This window comes from Agarivorans sp. QJM3NY_30, from assembly GCF_050870855.2.
Classification (GTDB): domain Bacteria; phylum Pseudomonadota; class Gammaproteobacteria; order Enterobacterales; family Celerinatantimonadaceae; genus Agarivorans.
Window position 1 is genome coordinate 3,253,759 of the sequence record NZ_CP194038.2, and the last position, 20,806, is coordinate 3,274,564.

Below are 20,806 nucleotides of genomic sequence, written 5' to 3' on the forward strand. Positions count from 1 at the left end.
TGATTCACAAGCACCCCGTCATCCTCATATGACGGGGTTAAGTTTCATCCCCCATCAGCCAGGAAACAGCCATGTCCGCCTCCCATACACCGAAACCAAAACTTGATCCCGAAAACCTGATGGTCGTTCCGCTGCGCCATCCTGTCCGGGTGATTGCCAGCATCTTAACTGTTCTCATCGTGGCCTTTCTGATTAATGGCGCTATCTCGAATCCTGAACTTCAATGGCCAGTTGTGAGCAAATACCTGTTTCACCCAATGATTGTGAAGGGGCTGTGGATGACCATCGTCCTAACCATTGTGATTATGCTCCTTGCCACCTCAATTGGCCTGATTGCAGCTCTGATGATGATGTCCTCCAGCAAGTTGCTAACCATCCCCGCACGGATCTTTGTATGGTTCTTTCGCGGCACGCCGGCACTGGTGCAACTGGTTCTGTGGTACAACCTAGCCATTCTCGTAAAAGAATTTTCGCTTTGGCTCCCGGGGCTTGGCACCGTCTTTTCGGTGGCCACTAACGACATCATGACCCCGTTTGTCGCGGCGACGATAGCCTTGTCACTTCATGAGTCTGGCTATATGGCCGAGATCATTCGCAGCGGACTCAATTCAATAGACAAAGGGCAGACCGAAGCCGCAGCCTGTCTCGGCATGACACCAAGCCTGCTGACCCGTCGTATCATTATCCCGCAAGCCATGCGATTGATTATTCCACCGACTGGAAATGAAACGATTAACCTGCTGAAAACCACCTCACTGGTGAGCATCATCGCGGTAGGTGACCTATTCTATTCCGCTCAGGCCATCTATGCTCGGACCTTTGAAACCATTCCCTTGCTGATCGTTGTCACCTTCTGGTACCTCCTCATGGTCTCGCTCATGTCGATGGGGCAATCGTATCTAGAACGCTATTTCGGCCGTGAAGAGCGCAGCCACAGCAAGGGCTTCATAGCTCAGATCCTATCCTTACGAAGCAAGAGTAGCCAAATATGAAAGCTCCAACTAACCATAGAGAAACCTTCGGCGTACCAAGCAATACCATGGTGTACGCTGCCGGTATTCATAAATCCTACGGTAATCTTGAAGTACTAAAGGGCGTTGATATAAGCGTACCAACAGGCTCTGTTGCTTGTATTATTGGCCCGTCAGGCTCTGGTAAAAGTACACTCCTGCGCTGCATCAATCATCTGGAAGAGATAAACGCTGGCCTCATGCTGGTTGATGGGGATTTTGTCGGCTACCGCTTTGATGGCAAAAAGCTACACGAACTCCCCCCTGCGGCAATCTGCCAGCGACGCGCGGAAATCGGCATGGTATTCCAGCAATTTAACCTATTTCAACATATGACCGTGCTTGAAAACTTAATGGAAGCCCCAATACAGGTACGCCGCCAACCCATTGCCGACGCTCGGGCCCATGCCGAAGCCCTGCTCGCTCGCGTGGGCCTGGCAGAAAAGCGAGACGCTTTCCCGCGTCAGCTATCTGGCGGACAACAACAGCGTGTCGCGATTGCTCGAGCCTTGGCAATGAATCCCAAGGTACTACTTTTTGATGAGCCCACCTCGGCGCTCGACCCGGAGCTAGTGGGTGAAGTTCTAGATGTGATGAAGGATCTCGCTCGAGATGGGATCACCATGGTGGTCGTGACACACGAAATCGGTTTTGCTCGCGAAGTCGCAGACCAGTTAATTTTCATGGATGCCGGTGTCGTTGTCGAAAGCGGACAACCACGAGAAATGATTGACAAACCACAATCACCTCGCACCCGTGAATTTCTCGCTAGAGTACTCTAATCCGCATTTCCCTAAAGGTTTACTATAGGCTTAATATGACAAGCAAATTATCTAAAAATGATTTTCAGACCTCGGTGGACGACCCCTACGGTTTTGATACCCCGATAGACCGAACCTATCTCAGCACCAAAAAATGGGAGGCCGAGATAGCCAGAACCAACAATCCGGATCTGCTTTGCTTTGGTACCGCCGAGATGGATTTCGCAGCAGCGCCTGCCATCAACCAAGCGATGCAACGAGTCGTCGAAAACAAGCATTTTGGCTACCCAAGCAAGCGCGATAGCTATTTCGATGCCGTTATCGAATATTTCGAACGCCATTTTGACTGGAGAATCGACAAGGATTGGATTTCAAGTAATGTAGGTGTCTATCCGGCGATGCAGTCATTGATCGAGGAACTCACGGAACCCGGCGACGAAATTCTGTACCAAACGCCAGTTCATCATGTTTTTGAAGAGCTGATCACCGCTAGCGGCCGCGTCGCCGTGCCGAACCAATTGCTAAAACGCAATGGGCATTACGAAATGAATTTCGAAGATCTTGCTCGCTGCGTCACACCCCGTAGCAAACTTTTTCTTTTGTGCAGTCCGCATAATCCTGTCGGTCGCGTGTGGCGCCGAGAAGAACTAGAACAACTCAATAGGTTTTGTCTGGCTCATGGCTTAATCGTTGTTACAGATGAGATTTATTGCGGCCTTCTTTATAAGGGCGTGCCTTTCACCCCCTTTGCAAGCCTATCAGACGAGGCATCTCTCAATAGCGTCACTCTGGTCTCAGCAAGCAAATCATTCAATACCACCGGGCTTAAACATGCACTGATGATCGCCGAAAGCGAACACTTGCAAGCCGCCTATTCACGGGGCCTAAAACGCAGTAACCTGGGCTACGGCGGCAGTATCTTTGGAGAAGCCGCGACCGAAGCCGCCTTCCGAGACTGTGACCACTGGAGTGAGGCACTGATGCACTACATCGAGGGGAACTTTAAACGGCTCAAAAGTAAACTTGCTCAAGATCTGCCACTGGTAACCGCGACTCAACCAGAAGCCACCTACTTTGCCTGGCTGGACTTTAGCGCATTGGGACTAACAGATGCAGCGCTTCTGCGTTTTTTCGAAACCGAAGCACAAGTGAACCTGGTGACGGGAGCTTCCCTTGGCCCAGGGGGAGAAGGCCATGTTCGCTTCAACCTGGCAACCACTCGAGCCTGCCTCTCTGAGGGCTTAAATCGCATCTCTACAGCATGGCGACAGCGCCAGACCCATGATGCTTAAATAGCAATGAAACTGGATGTCCGGTTATCATCGACTGAAAACAAGACATCCACTTAAACATTTCAATAAATGAGTTAGAATGGGTGTCTATGTGATTTTGTCCCACGAGTTAGAGTGGGTGTCTCAATAATTTCGTCTTTGGAAAACAAATATTCTCGTGAAGTTCCTGAACATTTAGAGTCTGTCACAACTGAATATGGTGTTTGTGGGGGAGGAGATTGTAGTGCGTTTTAAAATAATACTAGTACTTTGTGTGTTCTTAAGTTTTATTTTATATTTGTTTTTTTTTCCTGTTTCGGATGCTGGGCTAGAATTTGAAAGTGGTGAGTGGATCGCGCTTAAAAGAAAAGGTGTGATGGATGATAAAACCTACTATGCAGCGTTTAATATAAGCAAGGTTGATTTAATTAATAAAGAATTCACTTATGAGTGGATTATACCTAAGTGTGTTGATACACCAGTTGATGATTTTGATGAGCGGTGTTTTATATTGGGAAGTTCGACGGATAGTATGGTCGGTGAATCCATTTTGTCTTTTGAAGGGTTTTTCTCTGGCATTGCTTATAACGGTAAAGATTGGAAATTATTAGTCGAAACTAAGCATGACATCAGAGACTATTATGCTGTTGGTGTAAAGACCAAGGTTTGGGGAAGCTATATTGACATGAGGGGCTTTATTATAGAATCATTTTTTAACTGAAGATATAAGGCAGGGCGTCCGCATGAATGGTTAGGATTTAACCATTGACGTCAATCCAGCCACAAGAACTTGCTCCAGAAACGCGGGTTTCATCATGCATCGCTTCTGTTTCATTGGCACACTAATCTTGGTTGGCTCAGCTCTGAGCATATTAAGTGCCATGTGCCTTAATCCCGCCAAATTTTCAGCGGCGTTTTCTCGGTAAATCTGGCAAGCATCTTCCCGCATACTGACATCCAAAATCCAATGCATGGACTCAATGCCCCAATGAGCCCGTATGGCATCTCCCGCTTGCTTTGGGGTCAGCTCAGTTGAACTGATGTAGTCGCGATACTCTAACTCTGGCTCTTTGCCTTTTGCTGCGCGGTAATTTTCGACCATCACAATGCTGGTTAGGCCGCTCCAAGCGGAGAAGTCTCCAACCAAGTCACTGGCGCTCAATACATGGTAAGTACGTGCTTCAACCCCGACTGAAAACAAGACATCCACTTAAACAATTCAATAGCTGATTGGCATGGCTGTTTATGCGCTTTACTCAGTCCCACGAGTTAGAGTGGGTGTCTCAATAATTTCACCTCGTAGTCATCATCAGTTCTTATCTGAGCTAGCCAGTGTATTACCAACAGGCTGTACACCGCTCATAGTGACGGATGCGGGTTATCACAATACCTGGTTTAGAGAAGTGGCTTCTTATGGCTGGTATTGGTTGGGTAGGCTACGTGGCGAGGTCTGTTATCAGCTTAGTGACCAATGGGTACTCACCAAAACGCTTTATGCTTCAGCAAACAATAAAGCGCGCTATATAGGCGCAGTGCAAGTCGCGCGAAAGAAACCCATGCCCTGTCACTTATATGTATTTAAATCTAAGGATAAACAGTGAAAACAAGACAGCCACTTGAACATTTCAATAGCTGATGGGCATGACTGTCTATGTGATTTTGTCCCACGAGTTAGAGTGGGTGTCTCAATAATTATCTCAATAATTTCTCTCAATAATTTCTATGAAACTGGATGTCCGGTTATCATCGACTGAAAACAACGACTGAAAACAAGACATCCACTTAAACATTTCAATAAATGAGTTAGAATGGGTGTCTATGTGATTTTTCCGGCTACCCGATTATACGTTTATATCACAACACTATTTATTTAATTCTTTAGCTATATTGGAAGGTGTCCACTGCACTTCAGTATAAGGTATATTCCTTAGCTGACTTGGCACTCCACCATTAGAATTAGGAAAGCGAGAAATTACAATTTTAAGTCCATTAGATATTGCAAGAACAACTTCTCTGTTAATCCAAGGACTATTGTGGTTATTATTCCCTATAACAAAAAAGGCAGAATCACAGCCAGACATAACGCTTTTAATTTCTTTATCTATAGCTGCATCCCCATATGCTGAAACATCATTTTCAACAAAAAAGAAATTACCTCTTACTGGACCTCCATGTGATTGTGTAAAACTTTTAATACTACGACTGATTTCTCGGTCATTAAAATTGTAAGAAACAAAGATTCTATTTGCCACTTTATACTCCTTTATTTAATTGAACAAACTATAAACTAAGAACATTTAATCATTAATTTGTGGATATTAATTTTATCCATTTTTCCTCGCAGACCATTGTGTATGCTCGCGTGAAAAAGCCGATTCGCTGCTCACTACGAAATTAGATAATTCTTTATCTGAAGCAACTGATTCCGCTTCACTTTTTATTAACACTATTTCATGTGCTGCGAGTGAATATGATGAGTTTAACTCATTGTGTTTTTTAGCTTGAAGCCAAGTTAAAACAGCACTTTCTCCTGTTGCAACTACCTCGATGGGCAATGACAGTGATGGTTCTGTGATACGCCATAACAGAAGTGCTATTGCAATTGCGTGTAATACAACAGAAACAATGAACCAATGCTTAGCTCTGCGTTTATTAAAAAGAGATTTTTTTGAATACCAATCAGCTTGGTTTTTTACTCTTTCATTTTTATAAATACTCAACCGTTGTTCTAAAGATAAATTTCGGATGTTGAACATCTGAGTTGAAATGGCATTCCCATTAGTTTTTTCTGACTGTAAATGTGCTGATAAAGACCTATTTTGATCAAGAATTGCTTTCAAGTCAGATAAGAACTCTTTTCTGGTTTGCTCATCCGGTACATTTTGATCATAAGGCTCAGCTTTCATGACCCAGCGCCATGTTCTTGTTTTGACCGATTCAGCGACAGCTCTCCCGTTATACCAAGTATCTTCAGGTTTTTGGACTTTAAGCCAAATTAATATGCATAATGTAATTAGGAATAGTGAAGCAGATGCTAAAGCCCCAATTAAATCTGCCGGATAATAAAATGAAATTAAGGCTGCGATCACAAGTAAAAACAGGTAACTTTTAAGCGCAAAATAATAATTTGACTGTGCTGTTAAAGATGCTTGATCTGCCGATTGGTATCACGCAGGAAAATCATCTTCGTTTAGGTTGTTTTCAGACACTATCAATATCCTAGATTCTTATAGATATGTTCAAGGTAATGATAATTGTCATTATCATTAGGCATACTGTAATTTTCAATTGCATAAGCAACTATCTTAGGGGAGAAAGGTACAAAAATGGCACCAATATCTCGAATGATTGGTGGGCAAGTATCCCTGACCATATTACGTGAGCCATCTAAATTGACACCGATGATTGTGCAACCTTTTTCAATTGCAACTTCGGCTTCCCAGCGCACATATTTATGTCTACTTTTAGTATCGTTCCCAATAAGCATTACATATTTTCCAGCCATATGAATACGTTCACGGCATTTACTTTTTATGTACGCTTCATTTTGTGAATTTAATGCACTACTAAGTTGACAGTCAGCAAAGTTAAAATCAATATTATTATTTGCTTTCCATGCTTGCATTAGCCTGTAGTTATGAATATCTGTGCTACTAAACCCGACAAACGCTCTTGCTAACCCCATCGAATTCTCCATCAGTTAATTGATTAGTTGCCTAAAACGCATAACAGTATATTAATATGCAAATTCCCATCTTTCACGCATGCGAAGTTACCACCTATCACGCACCACAGAAATTCACATAGCCTTTAATATTTAGATTTATCAACAGCATACCAGTCAATCACCATTTTGACCATGCGTGAAAGATGGGATCCCACCAAACTGTATACTTACAGTGGAAATAAAAACAAGCAGTCACTTAAGCATTTTACTAGCGAATGGGAATGGCTGACTATGTGATTGTCACGAGACTTTATGAACAGCTAGCATTCTTTAACTCGCTTGCAAAGAACACGGAGACTTCCTTTAAGATGCCGCTTTTATTGTGTGCGTTTAGGCCCTTGCTAAAGCCTAGCGACTTCACCCTGAAGATCTTGCTCCTGTAAACTATGTTTCGATGGTTTCGCGTAAATACGCATCCAGTGATACAGCGCCTTAGTGCTAACACCTCAACGTTCTGCCACTTGTGCGATGGCATAACCCTGAACAACAATTGAATGAACAGCTTCTTGCTTGAATTCCTGTCGAGTCGCACGTGCCTTTAGCCATAAATGTTAATTCTTATGCTTTAGTTACATTTTTAGCATAAAAAGTGTCGGGGTCTCTCAGGCCTTGCCACTCATGTTGAAGTAACTAAGCGAAACCACTAAAAACAAAGCAAACAATTAACACCCTAAACACAGTGCAAACAATTTACTTCACATTTCGGTAAAGTTTTTGTCACACAACTTTTCTATGTTACTCCGCACTCGTATGGATTAAACCAGCGTAAAACAACGACTCAGGAGAGAGAAATGAGCAAGGAAATATTTAACCCGACTCGCTTTAACAAAAGTGATAATCCAGATTTTGACCAAGTATTAGAAGCCCACTTAGCGCGTCGTAGCGTACTAAAGGGCGGTCTGGGTTTGGGGGCAATGGCCACTTTCGGCGCCTTTGGGTTAGCGGGTTGTAACTCCAGCAGCAGTAATACGGCTGCACCCGCAGTGTCTACAGCCAAATTAGGCTTTAACTCTATTGCGGGTTCCAAAACCGATGCCGTGAGTGTGCCAGAAGGCTATAGCGCACAAGTGCTAGCGCCATGGGGCCAACCGCTTACCGACCAAGCTTCGGCTTGGCAAGCTGACGGCAGCAACAATGCCGTAGATCAAGAGAATGCCATGGGCATGCACCACGACGGCTTGCACTTCTTCCCCTTAAATGACTCTGGTAGCGACGGCCTGTTATGTGTTAACCACGAATACATCGACCAAAACGCTCTGCATCCCAATGGCAGCGATGCCGATGCTAACGGTGTTCGTAGCAGTGTTGATCAAGTGCGCAAAGAAATTAATGCCCACGGCGTTGCGGTAGTACGAATTCAGCAGCAAGATAACGGCCAATGGATGGTGGTAGATAATGATCCACTTAACCGCCGTTATACCGGCGCCACCACCATGGATATTTCAGGCCCACTTGCTTACTCGGATAAATTGGCAACGCCGTTTTCACCCGATGGCAGCCAAGCGCGTGGCACTTTAAACAACTGCGGTAATGGTTATACTCCTTGGGGCACTTACCTTACCTGTGAAGAAAACTGGCCGGGCTACTTCATCAACACCGGCACCACCAGCGCCGACCAAGAGCGCATTGGCATTACCACTGCAGGCACCGGTCGTTATGGCTGGGAAACCCTTGCGGGTAATGCAGCAGAGCGAGTCGATGAATTCTCTCGTTTTAACATCACACCAAGTGGTAACAGCGCCATGGATGACTACCGCAACGAAGCCAACGGCCACGGTTTCATTGTGGAAATTGACCCCTACACCGCAAACTCACGCGCAGTAAAACGTACGGCCTTAGGTCGTTTCCGCCACGAAGGCTGCACCTTTGGTCAGCTAAAAGCAGGCCAACCAATCAGCTTCTATTCTGGCCACGATTCGCGCTTCGAGTATATGTATAAGTTTGTTTCAGCCGCAGCCTGGGATCCAAGCGATGCGAACGCGAGCGACCGCTTAGCCATGGGTAACAAATACATGGACGAAGGAACGCTATATGTGGCTAAGTTTGACGCAGAGGGCGTCGGTAGCTGGCTGCCATTAAGTATGGATGGCGCAACCAAAGACGGTGCAAGCCTAAGCGATCATTTCAACAGCTTAGAAGACATTATCCTCAATACCGCGGGAGCCGCCGATTTAGTGGGTGCCACCCCAATGGACCGTCCAGAATGGTGTGCCGTTGACCCGATCACTGGCGCGGTTTATCTTTCACTCACCAACAACACCCGTCGTAACGAAACCACTGGCACCAACCCTGCTAATCCACGCCTAAACAACAAGTTTGGCCATGTGATCCGTTGGGACGAAGGTGAAACGGTGAGCGAATTTACATGGGATATTTTCGTGTTTGGCTCAGACGCCAACGGCGATGCGGCAACTAACTTGTCTGGTTTGAATGAGTTTAACCAATTTGCTAGCCCAGATGGTTTGAACTTCGATGAGCGAGGCATACTGTGGATCCAAACCGACAACGGTGCCAGTGAAGTCACTAACTATACTAACGACCAAATGTTAGCGGTAGTGCCTTCTAAGCTCACTGACAATGAAGGTAATCTGGATACCATTAACGCCGACAACCAAGGCGAATTACGTCGCTTCTTTGTTGGACCCAACGGCTGTGAAGTCACGGGTTTCACCATCACCCCCGACAACACCACCATGTTTGTTTCGATTCAACATCCAGGTAACTGGCCATACAGTAACAATGCTGCCGAAGCCACGCCGACCGGAGTAAACGTTCGCCCTCGCGCGGCTCTGGTTGCCATTCGCAAAAACGATGGCAGCCCACTAGGGGTTTAATCAGCCCATTTAGCGTCACTAGGCAGGCCTTATGGCCTGCCTATTTTAAACAACTCAAACCTTAAGGAAATAACATGGCAGGAATTAGTATTTGGCAGCTAGCCATCATCGCGGTAATCGTCGTATTGCTATTTGGCACCAAGCGCCTACGCGGACTAGGCGGCGACCTAGGCTCCACCATCAAAGGCTTTAAGCAAGCGATGGCTGAAGATAAAGACCAAGATTTGCTTAGCCAAACCAAGCAGACCACCGCAGAAAGCGCAGAGCTTAAACAACAGCAAGGTAGCTAAAAGTGTTTGATATCGGCTTTTGGGAACTTAGCCTTATTGCCGTTGTGAGCCTGGTAATCATTGGCCCGCAGCGCCTACCCGACACCCTGCGCAATGTGTTTTCAGGCTGGCGACGCGTCAAACAGATGATGAGTCAGCTGGGCGCAACACTAGAGTCTGAATTGGGTTTAGAAGAACTGAATCAGGGGATAAAGCAAGCGCAACAGCCGCTAGCCAGCCCCAAAGTGCGGCCTCGAAAAAGTCCAGCGAGCGAGAGCCAACCAAATCAAGCCCCCCCATCTTCTAATACTGCTATCAAGGAGCAGGCATGAGTCTCAACCGCGCCTTAGTGCAACACCTGGTAGAACTACGCAAGCGCCTATTGCTGGCGCTAGCATCGGTAATATTCTGCTTTGTGAGTTTAGTGTACTTTGCAAACCACATTTATCAGCTACTCGCCAGCCCCTTAATGCGCTACTTACCAGCAGGCACCAGTATGATCGCCACCGATGTGGCGACTCCTTTCTTTACCCCCATCAAGCTCACTTTGTTCTGCGCCGTCGCGTTGTCGGTACCGATGATCTTGTATCAACTTTGGCAATTTATTGCTCCAGGCTTAAAACGACAAGAGCGCAACTTGTTTGCCCCCATGTTGCTATCGGGATCCTTGTTATTTTACCTAGGCATCAGCTTTGCCTACATGGTCGTGCTGCCAGCAGCCTTTAGCTTCTTCACCGCCACTACGCCGCAAGGCGTTACTATGGCGACTGACATCAGTAGCTACCTCGACTTCGTACTGGCGCTGTTCATGGCCTTTGGGCTGGCCTTTGAAATTCCCATCCTCGTATTTCTGCTCTGTAAACTGAGGATCTGCGAAGTCAGCGACTTAACTAAAGCAAGACCACATGTGGTGGTAGCCAGCTTCGTATTGGGCATGCTACTCACTCCACCCGATATTATCTCGCAAACCTTGCTCGCAATACCGATGTGTTTGTTATTTGAACTAGGCATACTGGCTAGCCGCTGCTGGATTAGCACAACGCCAGAGCACACGGCTAAACTAAGCATATAAGCGCTTAAACGCAGCCGGCAAGGGACATTCAAGTCAACACTAGGGCATGTTGCTCTTTCGTGAGTATTTTTTGAGCGACATGATAAGAAGTTATAATTTCTTTCGCCAAAAACAAACCACCGCTCCAAATCATGCCAAGCGGTGAACAAAACGAACCAAAAGACAGCAGATATTAAAATAGCAGTTTTAATTCATGTTGTTATGGTAAAAATCCACGATGTGCAAGCGGATAGCTACAGTGATTAGGGAGAAGCTTAAATACCGACTCCGAGAGAATGATATGAGGTTATCAATGTATAGCCAACATCAAACCAGCGTTTAGCTGCACCCATCCCTTTAATCCGTTGTGATTATGCTGGCGCTTATAATGTCGCAGTGATTGCCCTGCCCCTACTACGCTAGCAAAGTGATATTCTAAGCCCGTACTCAAAGCTAACCAGCTTTCTTCATCAATTTGTAAGCGTTGCAGAATAGGCGTTTGCGCATCATCAATATAACCGCGTTTATCTTTTCTGATGACTCGACCTGTAAGCGCCACCAATTGCAGGTAATCTTGTAGTTCAAAGGGTAGGCCTTTAGGCATGGTTTCATTAGGGTGACCCGCAAAGGGCATCAGAACTTTGGACTATTGGCCTTGCTTGGCTTGCCGAATACGCCATTTGATACTGGTGTGGGCTGAGGTTTCTGGCGTTGCGGCGATACTTGAGCGGATTGGATTTAAGTCGACATAAGCCATGCAAGCCGCAAGCGCTGTTTCATCGAGTAGCGCTTGGGATTTAAAGCGGCCTTCCCAAAAACGTCCCGTACATTTATCTTCCTTATTTACTTCTCGAGCAATATGTTCATTTAAATAGCGCATAAACCAGCTCAAGTCATAGAATCGAGCGCGATAGACTTCTGCAATGGTGTGAACGGCTTGCAGTTGCACTTCATCGAGCTTTGAGCGTAAGTCTGGATTAAGGGACATCTGAGCCAGTAAGGTGCCTTTATGCAAACGATGCCAGCGCTCTAGCACCTTATCTATCAACCACGCTTCGGCTTCGGCTTGAGCCTTATCAATATGCAACACCACATGGCTGTGATTGCTCATGACTGCATAACACAAACAACAATGGCAAACACCGCTGCGAGCTTAAGCAAATAATCTTCGACCCACTGGCGGCGGTGCTCTTAGCTTTTGCCGATTTGCTAGTCTTCGCCACACAAAAACGCCCGTCGAACACAACGCGAAACACAATGATAGTAAGGTGTATCCGATAAGCTTACTTGCGAGCGTCTTGGCCGAGACATAATGATAATTCCCCAAATAAATGGCTATTGATAGTTTAAACTATTGCAAGCGTTTTGTTAGTTGGGTGGGTGTCCTGTTTGATGCTGGGTGTCTTGTTTGATGCTGTGTTTGATGTTGGCCAGTTTTCTAGTGGCATTTGAAGTCGGTTAAGAATGTTTTCAGTACTAGCAAATTAGAATGGGTGTCTCAATAATTCCTTAGAATTCTCAACTAAAAGTGTCCAGTTTGGGTTGACCAGTACAGTGGGTCTTGTTTGATGCTGTGTTTGATGTTAGCCAGCTTTCTAGTGGCATTTGAAGTCGGTTAAGAATGTTTTCAGTACTAGCAAATTAGAATGGGTGTATCAATAATTCCTTGAACTTGCCATAATCTCACCAACTATATCAAGCTTCCAATCTTGATTGACATAAGACCAATAGATCACTGCTGGAATTACTCCAAGCACCGAAGAAACAAACCCACCAGCCACCCAAAATAGAGTCAATTTCGTCTTTGAATATACCATTTCTCTCTCAGGCTACTGACACATAACGCCGTTTTAAGCGGCAAATTGCAGTTGGCTAAAATAAGTGAGGCACGAACAAAAAGCCAACTGTAATTTGTCAGACTTGAAAACCCTTGTTGAACGAAGCCGCTCTGCGGCAGAGTGCATAGCACCTGATATCTCATACTCAATGTGACACGGCCAATCGGTCGTGATGAACCGGAGTATGCAGCATGAACCCTACCCAACAACATCGTTATCATGTTTTATATAAACAACACCTTACCAATTTAACCTTACAAGGGAAACGACCAGCCACCATTGATGCGTACTCGCGTGCGGTACGTCGGATTTCTGCCCACTTTGACCGCTCCCCCGATACCTTAAGCACCGCTGATTTAAAGGCCTATTTTGCTCAACTGATTCGCAGCCATTCTTGGAGCACCGTGAAGCTAGACCGCAATGGCTTGCAATTTTTTTATCGCTACACCCTCGAGAAACAATGGCAGTGGCTAAACATTGTGAAGCCTCCTCAAGTGAAGCGCTTACCCGATATCTTAAGCCCTGCGCAAGTCGGCTTAGTGATAAGCATGACGTCGCAACCGCGCTATCAAGTCTTCTTCTTGGTGTTGTATTCCATGGGGCTGCGATTGAGCGAGGGCTTACACTTAAGTATTCATGATATTGATAGTCAGGCCATGCAAATCCATGTGCGGGATGCTAAAGGCGGTAAAGACCGCTTCGTGCCCATGCCACATCGCACCCTTCAGGTTTTACGTCACCATTGGCAAAGCCATCGCCATGCTCGTCTGCTGTTTCCACGCCAAGGTAAACAGGTGGATGTGCCTATGGATAAAGGCGGCGTACAAAAAGCCTTGAAGCGGGTATTGCGCGATTGCGGTATTCATAAACCCATTAGCCCGCATTCGCTGCGCCATTGTTATGCCACCCATCTGCTTGAACAAGGCTTGGATTTACGCTCCTTGCAACACTTACTGGGACACGCCAGTTTAAATACCACTGCACGTTATACCCAGTTGACCCAAGTGAAGCAACTAGATGCCGTAAAGGCAGTGAATAAACTCACTGACTCTCTCACACTCATGTGGCCGTAACCATGAGCACCTTTATTGATTTACTTCACCAACATGAGGCCGAGCTTGCACCGCTTTTAAGGGCGGATGCTAAACGGGCAATGTATGCCATGCTGCGTTGTAAAACTGAGCAACAAGGTCACAGCCTTTGGCAGTGTGAACATTGCCCGCATCAAGACCAATTGACGCTGTCTTGCGGCCATAGGCATTGCCCGCAGTGCCAACACCATTGCACCACTGGCTGGTTAACTCGCCAACAACACAAGCTGCTACCCACGACTTACTTTATGGTGACCTTCACCCTGCCTCATGAGCTAAGGGCTTTAGCCCGCGTGCAGCCTAAAGCCTTATACCAAATCATGTTCAAGGTGGTATCAAGCCTGTTAAAGGACTTTGCCAAACGCCAGAACCAGGGGGAATTAGGGTTTACCGCCGTACTGCATACCCATAGCCGCCAGCGTAACCTGCATCCCCACTTACATGTATTGGTGGCCGGTGGGCGCTATCACCGTGCGAAGCAGCAGTGGCATCACTGCAACAAGAAGTACTTGTTTAACGCCTTTGCGCTGGCCAAGGTATGGCGAGGGAGAATGCTAGATGCGCTCAATCAACACCCAAACATCAAGTTGCCCCCGCATATCCCCACCAAATGGGTGGTCGATTGTCGCAACGTAGGTTTTGGGCTGCCCGCGCTACAGTACTTATCTCGCTACTTGTATCGCGGGATCTTATCCGATAACGACATCATCAGTACCAATAACGACCAAGTGAGTTTTAGGTATCTAGATAGCCAAAGCCACACCACCAAAATCCGCACCTTACCTACCTTAAGGTTCTTAAGGCTTATCTTGGCGCATGTATTGCCCAAGGGATTACAGCGGGTGAGAGATTATGGTTTTTTACGGGGCAACGCCAAACACATATTGCGGCGCATTCAGTTACTCCTGCGAGTGCCGCAACGCGTGAACCTCGCCGCGCTCCAAACCGACAACCACAGCGCGACCCGGCCATGCCCTTGCTGCCAGCACCCCATGCACTGCACAGGCGTGAGTCGAACGAGCTAGCCGAAAGGCGAACAGGATAAGGAGAATGGCAGGGCTTAACATGAGGATGAATACATACAAAAAATAACAGCTTAGCACCATGTATGACAGGTAAAGGCTTAACGCCATTCACCCAGTCTTAGCCAAACTCGCCTTGTAAAAAGTAACAAGGCCTTGGCCCCGCCAACATCAATACCGTTATTTACTATAGAAGGGAGCATCGGGCTTGTTCAACACCCGAATAAGGTGGCGGCTACGCGACACCTATTCTTATTGTATGGATAATTATTAAGAAATATGAGTAAAGTGAGACTCAGGCTTAAGCAGCAACTTAAGCTTCTATTTAATAGCTCGATATTCTTAAGGCTCCTTTCAAAGGCCGATAACAAACGTGAGCATTAAGTGGAACTCCAAGCACCACACTCGAATAGTCTACAGGGTCTAGAACCCGTATTACGCAATATAGAGTCAGCTTATTATGAATACAGTAACAAATAAATGTATTAACGTCGGTGTCGATACAGGTAAAGAACAACTTGATGTTTATATTAGACCCCTCGACATTTTCTTCACTGTCTCCAACGATGATAAAGGTATCAAGCAAGCCATAAAAATCATTCAAAAACACACGCCATTACGAGTCGTGATTGAAGCTACAGGTCGATTAGAAATGCCTTTTATTATAGCTTGTCACAATGCCAAACTACCGTATGTAATAGCCAACCCTGTTCATGTAAGACGTTTTGCAGGCGCTATCGGGCAGAGGGCTAAAACAGACAAACTTGACGCAAAACTTATCGCGCACTACGCCGAAGCTATAAAGCCCAATTTAACGACACTAAAGCCAGATTCTATGCGACTCATGGCAGATTTAGTCATCCGAAGAAACCAGCTTCTTTCGATGCAAACAATGGAAAAAAATCGCATGAAAATTATGCCCTCGCAACTCATTCTGACGATTAAACCTATTTTAACTGCGTTTAAAAATCAGATAGAGAAAATTGAAAGCAAGATTATCAAGCTAATTGAAAGTAACCCTGAGTATCAAGCCAAGAATGAGATATTACAAAGCATGCCAGGAATAGGGAAAATTGCAGCGGCGTCTATCATTAGTAACCTTCCAGAGTTAGGGTTAATAACCAATAAACAAGCCTCATCTCTCGTCGGAGTGGCCCCAATGAACCGAGAAAGTGGCCGCTATAAAGGGCTCAGAAAAATTCAAGGGGGACGAGCTCAAGTAAGAACCGTTTTATACATGGCCATGATGTCAGCCATCCAATGTAACCCCATTTTTAAGAGCACATATCAGAGGCTTTTAGCTGAAGGGAAACCTAAAAAAGTAGCCATCATTGCATGCGTAAGAAAGATGGTAACCATCCTAAACTCAATGCTACGAGATGGCGCCTTATGGGATGCAAAAATAATTTAATCTAACTTATTGACACCATAGTCGTTTGTTAGGCATTTTTGCCAATAGCCATTAAAACAGGCATGTTACCTTTGGAGCTACTCATTATAAAAGGACTATTAACTCTAGTATTTACAAAGCCATTTGCTATAAATGCTTGTTTAACCCTTTTCTCTGACAACCCCATACCCGATGAGTCATCATTAGAAAGCCAATCCCATTGTACAAAAAATCCACCTTCTTTTATTAGGGATTTTAATAAACTCAAAGTTGCTTCATAGTCAGGTAGAAAACCGCAAACAGAGGACGCCACTATTAGATCAAATTTGTTTTCTAACTCAGGAAGGTTTTGAACTAACTCTTTTGATAAATAATCAGATATAGACGACACATTGTTCAGCGACTTTTTATCCAAATGCTTTATCATTTCTGAAGATGGATCTATCGCAACAATACTTTTAGCGGTTGGACTCATTAGCTGAGTTAATGCACCTGTACCACAGCCAAAATCAAGGACGGTTAAACCATTAATATTGATGTTATCTGAAAGTTCTGAAAATGCATTTTTAGCATACTCTTCAACTGTTGGATCAACATCCCAGTTCTCAGCATACTCGTCCCACTCATTACTCAAAATACTCTCCAAAAACTCATAGTTTACCTAAATGCCTAACGCTAAGTAGGCCGCACGTGCGGTCTATCCCATTCAATGAGCGCGCGTCCTATCACAAAAAATATGATCTTCATCACGTTCGCGCATCACTTTATGATTTGATATTAACCCATTGTCTACCTTAGTTTTTTACTCGGAATCAATCAATCGTCGATCCATTTCTATCATTGATTACTTTGACAAATGACGCAAACGAAACCACAAATACTGTGCACATACAGCCAAAAAGTGCGCATCATGTCAAACACACCATTGCGACTCCAGCTGCGATTTAGAAATACAATTTATCAGCACCATTACAGTATTCGCACCGAGCAAACCTATTGGCATTGGATAAAACGTTTTTTGTATTTTTATCACAAGCAGCACCCAGCAAAGCTCGGAGCTGCTGATATTGAACGATTTCTAACTCATCTAGCGGTCGATAGGCAAGTCGCTCCGGCGGCTCGAAACATCACGTTTAATGCATTCATGATGCGCCGATAAACATTCAATGTTATACAGCGCAAGACTGTTGTTATCTCCGATGAATATTCATTGGTACTTAAAAACGCCTCTCCGTTCGTTTGGTTATCGCTTGGGAATCATTTCCGAGACAGTTTTAAGCGGCGAGCAATTCATTAACCATTCTCTGTGGCCAGTATGTATATCCGTCTGCTCTTGAACAAACGAAAATCCTTGCTGCAAATAAAACTGACAAGCGGGATGATTATTTTTATAAACAGTCAACATCAACTCATGACGCTTGCGTTTCGCATCACCGATCAGCGCCTTACCAATCCCTTGACCTTGCAACGATGGCTTTACAAAGAGAGCTGCCAGCGTATTGCCATGCAGTGCGTAAAAACCACCAACGCTTGATTGCTGCTGGTAAACATAAACTTCCGAATTCGGTAAATAAACATCCCGCATAGTTGCAAGTTGAGCGTGCCAAAAGGAAGATTCAACAAAATCATGGGCGATGCGCGAAGCATCAAGCCAAATATTGAGAATTGAGTCCATATCATCAACTTGGAAAGATCGGATCATAAACTACTCCAATCGGTCAAAACGAGAGATGGCTTTTAGCAAACTTAAAACTAAACAACAGTTTCCCACGCAATGTTTTGTAATTGTTATGCCACACTAGTATTTCTATAGTAATGGCGGTAATAGCCGATTAAGTTGCTGGTGATGAATAGCACTTCCATTAATACTGCAGTTGGTGAACCGACCAGATAATTATGGGCCAGCCAAAAACAGGTGCCAACGATCATCAACTGCCTTAATCTTTGGTCATTGCTGTTGAACGCGGCGACCGTTTGAAAGACCGAGCCTAAGCAACTCAGCATACTAGCGACACCAGCATAAGTCAGCACCGTCGCCAATACAGAAGTGAAACAAAATAGATATTTAAGCTTAGCCGAGCTTGAAAAAATACTCACGAAGTATCGGATCGTAGCTATCCCCATGAGACTGGTGGCCGTCCACTGACCCAGCAGCGCAAAATGCAAAGAGATTAAAATCCCAGCACAAAACAAGCATGTCACTATTTTTGCTCTCTCCCGAAACTGAAACGACATAAAGTCGAAGCAAATAGCGACGGCAACGAATAATTGAGAGATTAGAAATAACGACATAAGGGCCTATTACATATTGATCATTATAGTGTAAATAACTGGGAGCTTATTCAGGCGAAACCGACCGGATTAAAGCTTTGCGACTAGATCCATTCTTGATCTGCATATGCCACTGTCATATCGCTTTCTAAGGCCCCGGTATGCGCGGTACTGGCAGGCTCTATCATCATGAAATGAGTGTCTGGCTCTGCACGAGGGCAATGCTCCACACCTTTTGGTACAACAAACATCTCCCCTACACCGAGCTCAATATCCTTATCTCTCAACTGAATCGTGAGATGGCCTTTAAAAACCATAAATAGCTCATCCTCGTGTTGATGTTGATGCCACACCAGTTCGCCACTACCTTTCGCAATTTTAACGAGTTGTCCGTTAGATTGAGCAATCACCTTAGGCGTCCACTCTTCGCTAAACAATTCAAATTTATGACTAATCGTAATCTTACTCATTTCATTCCTTCAGTTTTATTGGAAATAAAAACAGATAATAAGCAGCATATCTGAGCAAACATGGCCAAAATACATCATCGCTTAAATCATTAAAATGTCATGGAAAGCTTGGCTAGAAAGCACCTTCAATCATTACCGTTTGGGTTCGGGCAAAACCGGAGGCGTGCTATCCATATAAGTTAAGAAATTTTCCCATAGCTGATGCGTCCGCAGTTTGGTCAGCTTGGTTTTACAAGACAGTGCCATCACGCCTCGAATCGATCCCTCCCGCCACTGGGTATACACAGAATCACAGTGCGATTTATAGTATTTCCGCCAATCTTGCTGCGCCAATTTAATCGCGTCAAGCAATTCAGGATCATCCTCATTGTGCTTTAAACTGGTCGCAAGATAGCGTTGCATTTGCTGTTCGGCCAAATCTAATTCGATTCCAGCACAGTAATTAATGTCGAGCGTCGAATAGGCTTTTTCACAATCTATGGTTTGTTCTGTTGCGGAAACTAAAAACACAAAACATAAGCCAAGCAAACACCAATAGCGATTCATCATCTTCCTTTTCACCAATTTCGAATTAAAAATTAGTTTAACAGTAAGTCGATTTAAACACTCACCTTTGATGGATGGCTGAAGCTTTAATCAGTTATTGATGGGCCATCAAGCGTTTATTTTCGCAGCGCCCTTTAAGGCAGCGCTACGTCACTGAACCCGATAGCGCGAGGGATGCTGAAGATGCCGAATTCATCAGAAACCTTCGGCAATTCAGGCACGAGAGATTGAAACACTTCTAATTTAAATGGTCGGGATAAAGAGGTAAATAATACGCCCGGTCATACAAGGCAAGTCGCGCGTTGATGCATCATGATTCATCATTCTCTCGCATACATCACTGAGCTCAGCCTTTAATAAATCAAGCTAAATTGCTTACGATAACCTTTGGGGCTGATCCCATTTAGTTTTTTAAACACTCGAGAAAAATACAGAGGATCGTTATAACCCACCTGTAAGCTAATCCGGCTAATACTCACGTTATTGGTGATCAACAACTGCTTGGCACGGCTAATTCGTTGATCGTCTCGCCATTGAGTAATGGTCATGCCCAGTTCATCACGGAATAAGTGACCCAGACGAGAGCTCGATAAACAGACTGTTTCAGCGATCTCTTGGTATTGAAAGTCTCGCGTTAAATTGCGAGTCATAAAATTAATGGCGGTTTCGATACGTGGATCTAAAGCCTTGCTACGTACATCCGGTTGCATCTGTTTACAGCGCAGTAACAACTGCTCTAATAAATTCAAGGACAACTCTACATCGAAGGGATCGCCAGTTTTCGAATGACGTTCCACATCTTGAAATAGATGTTCTAGTTCAACTTGCTGTTCCACTCCCGGCTTGGGTGAGAAATAAACACCATTTTTGATTTGTGCCCACTGTAGCCAGTCTTGCCAAAAAGCACGCGGACGAAAATAGACCCAGCGATGTTTCCAAGTATCACTGTCAGCCTGTCGACGATAATAATGGGGTACTCCCGGTGGGAATAACAACAGATCGCCAGCACTTACATCAAATTGCTTATCCCCTTGAAAAACTGAACCTTGCCCTTCGCAGGTATAGTTGATGATAAATCCCTTCATCCCTTGAGGACGATCGATACAAAAATCTAAATCTTCACCTTTTGTAATTGGGGTTAAACCAGCGACTAAATGCGCATCAAAATTATAACCCGGCTTAAGAGGATCGTTTTGCATATGCTTTAAATAGGTTTTATTTGAAACAATTGTCGAAATCATAGCATTAGATTCTC

Annotated in this window: 21 protein-coding genes and 4 pseudogenes; 13 read left to right on the plus strand and 12 right to left on the minus strand. The window is 44.9% G+C overall.

The window, feature by feature from the left end; all coding sequences use genetic code 11:
- The first annotated feature begins 71 nt into the window (after nucleotides 1-71).
- The 4 genes from ACRRSX_RS14770 to ACRRSX_RS14785 all read left to right on the plus strand — a co-directional run bounded on the left by ACRRSX_RS14770 (nucleotide 72) and on the right by ACRRSX_RS14785 (nucleotide 3,763).
- Nucleotides 72-992: an amino acid ABC transporter permease gene (locus ACRRSX_RS14770; protein WP_432452438.1), complete on the plus strand. Its 921-nt coding sequence runs from the start codon at nucleotides 72-74 to the stop codon at nucleotides 990-992.
- Between the two features lie 47 nt (nucleotides 993-1,039).
- Nucleotides 1,040-1,792, plus strand: a complete 753-nt coding sequence (locus ACRRSX_RS14775; protein WP_432456163.1) for an amino acid ABC transporter ATP-binding protein — start codon at nucleotides 1,040-1,042, stop codon at nucleotides 1,790-1,792.
- 35 nt (nucleotides 1,793-1,827) lie between these two features.
- Entirely contained in the window at nucleotides 1,828-3,063 is a 1,236-nt protein-coding gene (locus ACRRSX_RS14780; RefSeq protein ID WP_432452437.1) for a MalY/PatB family protein, read from the plus strand.
- Between the two features lie 223 nt (nucleotides 3,064-3,286).
- Complete coding sequence (locus ACRRSX_RS14785; protein WP_432452436.1) at nucleotides 3,287-3,763, plus strand: hypothetical protein; 477 nt, start codon at nucleotides 3,287-3,289, stop codon at nucleotides 3,761-3,763.
- Between the two features lie 30 nt (nucleotides 3,764-3,793).
- On the opposite strand, the pseudogene ACRRSX_RS14790 reads toward ACRRSX_RS14785, so the two are convergent.
- Nucleotides 3,794-4,228 (minus strand): annotated as a pseudogene (locus ACRRSX_RS14790) (ISAs1 family transposase); the annotation flags it as partial.
- 106 nt (nucleotides 4,229-4,334) lie between these two features.
- On the opposite strand from ACRRSX_RS14790, the pseudogene ACRRSX_RS14795 reads away from it, so the two are divergent.
- Nucleotides 4,335-4,637 (plus strand): annotated as a pseudogene (locus ACRRSX_RS14795) (IS4 family transposase); the annotation flags it as partial.
- 267 nt (nucleotides 4,638-4,904) lie between these two features.
- Here the strand turns inward: ACRRSX_RS14795 and ACRRSX_RS14800 are convergent.
- From ACRRSX_RS14800 to ACRRSX_RS14815, 4 genes and pseudogenes are all read right to left on the minus strand, one after another.
- Complete coding sequence (locus tag ACRRSX_RS14800) at nucleotides 4,905-5,294, minus strand: TIR domain-containing protein (RefSeq protein ID WP_432452435.1); 390 nt, start codon at nucleotides 5,292-5,294, stop codon at nucleotides 4,905-4,907.
- A gap of 72 nt (nucleotides 5,295-5,366) precedes the next feature.
- On the minus strand, nucleotides 5,367-5,798 hold the full coding sequence (locus tag ACRRSX_RS14805; RefSeq protein WP_432456162.1) for an SLATT domain-containing protein: 432 nt from the start codon (nucleotides 5,796-5,798) through the stop codon (nucleotides 5,367-5,369).
- Nucleotides 5,787-6,149: pseudogene (locus ACRRSX_RS14810) on the minus strand (DUF4231 domain-containing protein); the annotation flags it as partial. The pseudogene ACRRSX_RS14810 and the gene ACRRSX_RS14805, both read right to left, overlap by 12 nt.
- Nucleotides 6,150-6,253: 104 nt before the next feature.
- Nucleotides 6,254-6,727, minus strand: coding sequence for a TIR domain-containing protein (locus tag ACRRSX_RS14815; protein WP_432452434.1), 474 nt, complete (start codon nucleotides 6,725-6,727; stop codon nucleotides 6,254-6,256).
- An 833-nt stretch (nucleotides 6,728-7,560) separates the two neighbouring features.
- Between ACRRSX_RS14815 and ACRRSX_RS14820 the strand changes: the two genes are divergently transcribed.
- The 4 genes from ACRRSX_RS14820 (at nucleotide 7,561) to tatC (ending at nucleotide 10,944) form a co-directional block, all read left to right on the plus strand.
- On the plus strand, nucleotides 7,561-9,603 hold the full coding sequence (locus tag ACRRSX_RS14820) for a PhoX family protein (RefSeq protein WP_432452433.1): 2,043 nt from the start codon (nucleotides 7,561-7,563) through the stop codon (nucleotides 9,601-9,603).
- A gap of 74 nt (nucleotides 9,604-9,677) precedes the next feature.
- Nucleotides 9,678-9,893, plus strand: a complete 216-nt coding sequence (gene tatA, locus ACRRSX_RS14825; protein ID WP_432452432.1) for a twin-arginine translocase TatA/TatE family subunit — start codon at nucleotides 9,678-9,680, stop codon at nucleotides 9,891-9,893.
- Between the two features lie 2 nt (nucleotides 9,894-9,895).
- Entirely contained in the window at nucleotides 9,896-10,204 is a 309-nt protein-coding gene (tatB, locus tag ACRRSX_RS14830; RefSeq protein WP_432452431.1) for a Sec-independent protein translocase protein TatB, read from the plus strand.
- Nucleotides 10,201-10,944, plus strand: coding sequence for a twin-arginine translocase subunit TatC (tatC, locus tag ACRRSX_RS14835; RefSeq protein WP_432452430.1), 744 nt, complete (start codon nucleotides 10,201-10,203; stop codon nucleotides 10,942-10,944). Before tatB ends, tatC begins: the two co-directional genes overlap by 4 nt.
- Before the next feature lie 289 nt (nucleotides 10,945-11,233).
- Here tatC and ACRRSX_RS14840 read toward each other — a convergent pair.
- A pseudogene (locus tag ACRRSX_RS14840) lies at nucleotides 11,234-12,066 on the minus strand (transposase).
- 886 nt (nucleotides 12,067-12,952) lie between these two features.
- On the opposite strand from ACRRSX_RS14840, the gene ACRRSX_RS14845 reads away from it, so the two are divergent.
- The 3 genes from ACRRSX_RS14845 to ACRRSX_RS14855 all read left to right on the plus strand — a co-directional run bounded on the left by ACRRSX_RS14845 (nucleotide 12,953) and on the right by ACRRSX_RS14855 (nucleotide 16,285).
- The gene (locus tag ACRRSX_RS14845) at nucleotides 12,953-13,834 is read left to right on the plus strand and encodes a site-specific integrase (RefSeq protein WP_432452429.1); all 882 of its coding nucleotides are present in this window, start codon (nucleotides 12,953-12,955) and stop codon (nucleotides 13,832-13,834) included.
- A 2-nt stretch (nucleotides 13,835-13,836) separates the two neighbouring features.
- Nucleotides 13,837-14,877: an IS91 family transposase gene (locus ACRRSX_RS14850; RefSeq protein ID WP_432452428.1), complete on the plus strand. Its 1,041-nt coding sequence runs from the start codon at nucleotides 13,837-13,839 to the stop codon at nucleotides 14,875-14,877.
- Between the two features lie 457 nt (nucleotides 14,878-15,334).
- Nucleotides 15,335-16,285: an IS110 family transposase gene (locus ACRRSX_RS14855; protein ID WP_432452353.1), complete on the plus strand. Its 951-nt coding sequence runs from the start codon at nucleotides 15,335-15,337 to the stop codon at nucleotides 16,283-16,285.
- 28 nt (nucleotides 16,286-16,313) lie between these two features.
- Here ACRRSX_RS14855 and ACRRSX_RS14860 read toward each other — a convergent pair whose 3' ends face one another.
- Complete coding sequence (locus tag ACRRSX_RS14860) at nucleotides 16,314-16,898, minus strand: class I SAM-dependent DNA methyltransferase (RefSeq protein WP_432452427.1); 585 nt, start codon at nucleotides 16,896-16,898, stop codon at nucleotides 16,314-16,316.
- A 276-nt stretch (nucleotides 16,899-17,174) separates the two neighbouring features.
- Here ACRRSX_RS14860 and ACRRSX_RS14865 point away from each other — a divergent pair, with 276 nt between their 5' ends.
- Nucleotides 17,175-17,423, plus strand: coding sequence for a phage integrase N-terminal SAM-like domain-containing protein (locus ACRRSX_RS14865; RefSeq protein WP_432452426.1), 249 nt, complete (start codon nucleotides 17,175-17,177; stop codon nucleotides 17,421-17,423).
- 84 nt (nucleotides 17,424-17,507) lie between these two features.
- Here ACRRSX_RS14865 and ACRRSX_RS14870 read toward each other — a convergent pair whose 3' ends face one another.
- The 5 genes from ACRRSX_RS14870 to araC form a co-directional block, all read right to left on the minus strand.
- Complete coding sequence (locus ACRRSX_RS14870) at nucleotides 17,508-17,966, minus strand: N-acetyltransferase (protein ID WP_432452425.1); 459 nt, start codon at nucleotides 17,964-17,966, stop codon at nucleotides 17,508-17,510.
- Nucleotides 17,967-18,052: 86 nt separating this feature from the next.
- The gene (locus tag ACRRSX_RS14875; RefSeq protein ID WP_432452424.1) at nucleotides 18,053-18,556 is read right to left on the minus strand and encodes a YgjV family protein; all 504 of its coding nucleotides are present in this window, start codon (nucleotides 18,554-18,556) and stop codon (nucleotides 18,053-18,055) included.
- Nucleotides 18,557-18,639: 83 nt separating this feature from the next.
- Nucleotides 18,640-19,005 (minus strand): cupin domain-containing protein, encoded by a 366-nt coding sequence (locus ACRRSX_RS14880; RefSeq protein WP_432452423.1) that lies wholly within the window; start codon nucleotides 19,003-19,005, stop codon nucleotides 18,640-18,642.
- A gap of 132 nt (nucleotides 19,006-19,137) precedes the next feature.
- A complete protein-coding gene (locus tag ACRRSX_RS14885) occupies nucleotides 19,138-19,554 on the minus strand; it encodes a lysozyme inhibitor LprI family protein (RefSeq protein WP_432452422.1) in 417 nt (138 codons plus the stop codon).
- A gap of 350 nt (nucleotides 19,555-19,904) precedes the next feature.
- A complete protein-coding gene (gene araC / locus ACRRSX_RS14890) occupies nucleotides 19,905-20,792 on the minus strand; it encodes an arabinose operon transcriptional regulator AraC (protein WP_432452421.1) in 888 nt (295 codons plus the stop codon).
- Nucleotides 20,793-20,806: the final 14 nt, after the last annotated feature.

What these genes read in the sequence shown, in the direction of transcription:
- ACRRSX_RS14770 (WP_432452438.1), top strand. Translation starts at nt 72, where the DNA reads ATGTCCGCCTCCCATACACCGAAACCAAAACTTGATCCCGAAAACCTG.
- ACRRSX_RS14775 (WP_432456163.1), top strand. Translation starts at nt 1,040, where the DNA reads ATGGTGTACGCTGCCGGTATTCATAAATCCTACGGTAATCTTGAAGTA.
- ACRRSX_RS14780 (WP_432452437.1), top strand. Translation starts at nt 1,828, where the DNA reads ATGACAAGCAAATTATCTAAAAATGATTTTCAGACCTCGGTGGACGAC.
- ACRRSX_RS14805 (WP_432456162.1), bottom strand. Translation starts at nt 5,798, where the DNA reads ATGTTCAACATCCGAAATTTATCTTTAGAACAACGGTTGAGTATTTAT.
- ACRRSX_RS14815 (WP_432452434.1), bottom strand. Translation starts at nt 6,727, where the DNA reads ATGGGGTTAGCAAGAGCGTTTGTCGGGTTTAGTAGCACAGATATTCAT.
- ACRRSX_RS14820 (WP_432452433.1), top strand. Translation starts at nt 7,561, where the DNA reads ATGAGCAAGGAAATATTTAACCCGACTCGCTTTAACAAAAGTGATAAT.
- tatA (WP_432452432.1), top strand. Translation starts at nt 9,678, where the DNA reads ATGGCAGGAATTAGTATTTGGCAGCTAGCCATCATCGCGGTAATCGTC.
- tatC (WP_432452430.1), top strand. Translation starts at nt 10,201, where the DNA reads ATGAGTCTCAACCGCGCCTTAGTGCAACACCTGGTAGAACTACGCAAG.
- ACRRSX_RS14845 (WP_432452429.1), top strand. Translation starts at nt 12,953, where the DNA reads ATGAACCCTACCCAACAACATCGTTATCATGTTTTATATAAACAACAC.
- ACRRSX_RS14850 (WP_432452428.1), top strand. Translation starts at nt 13,837, where the DNA reads ATGAGCACCTTTATTGATTTACTTCACCAACATGAGGCCGAGCTTGCA.
- ACRRSX_RS14855 (WP_432452353.1), top strand. Translation starts at nt 15,335, where the DNA reads ATGAATACAGTAACAAATAAATGTATTAACGTCGGTGTCGATACAGGT.
- ACRRSX_RS14865 (WP_432452426.1), top strand. Translation starts at nt 17,175, where the DNA reads ATGTCAAACACACCATTGCGACTCCAGCTGCGATTTAGAAATACAATT.
- ACRRSX_RS14870 (WP_432452425.1), bottom strand. Translation starts at nt 17,966, where the DNA reads ATGATCCGATCTTTCCAAGTTGATGATATGGACTCAATTCTCAATATT.
- ACRRSX_RS14875 (WP_432452424.1), bottom strand. Translation starts at nt 18,556, where the DNA reads ATGTCGTTATTTCTAATCTCTCAATTATTCGTTGCCGTCGCTATTTGC.
- ACRRSX_RS14880 (WP_432452423.1), bottom strand. Translation starts at nt 19,005, where the DNA reads ATGAGTAAGATTACGATTAGTCATAAATTTGAATTGTTTAGCGAAGAG.
- ACRRSX_RS14885 (WP_432452422.1), bottom strand. Translation starts at nt 19,554, where the DNA reads ATGATGAATCGCTATTGGTGTTTGCTTGGCTTATGTTTTGTGTTTTTA.
- araC (WP_432452421.1), bottom strand. Translation starts at nt 20,792, where the DNA reads ATGATTTCGACAATTGTTTCAAATAAAACCTATTTAAAGCATATGCAA.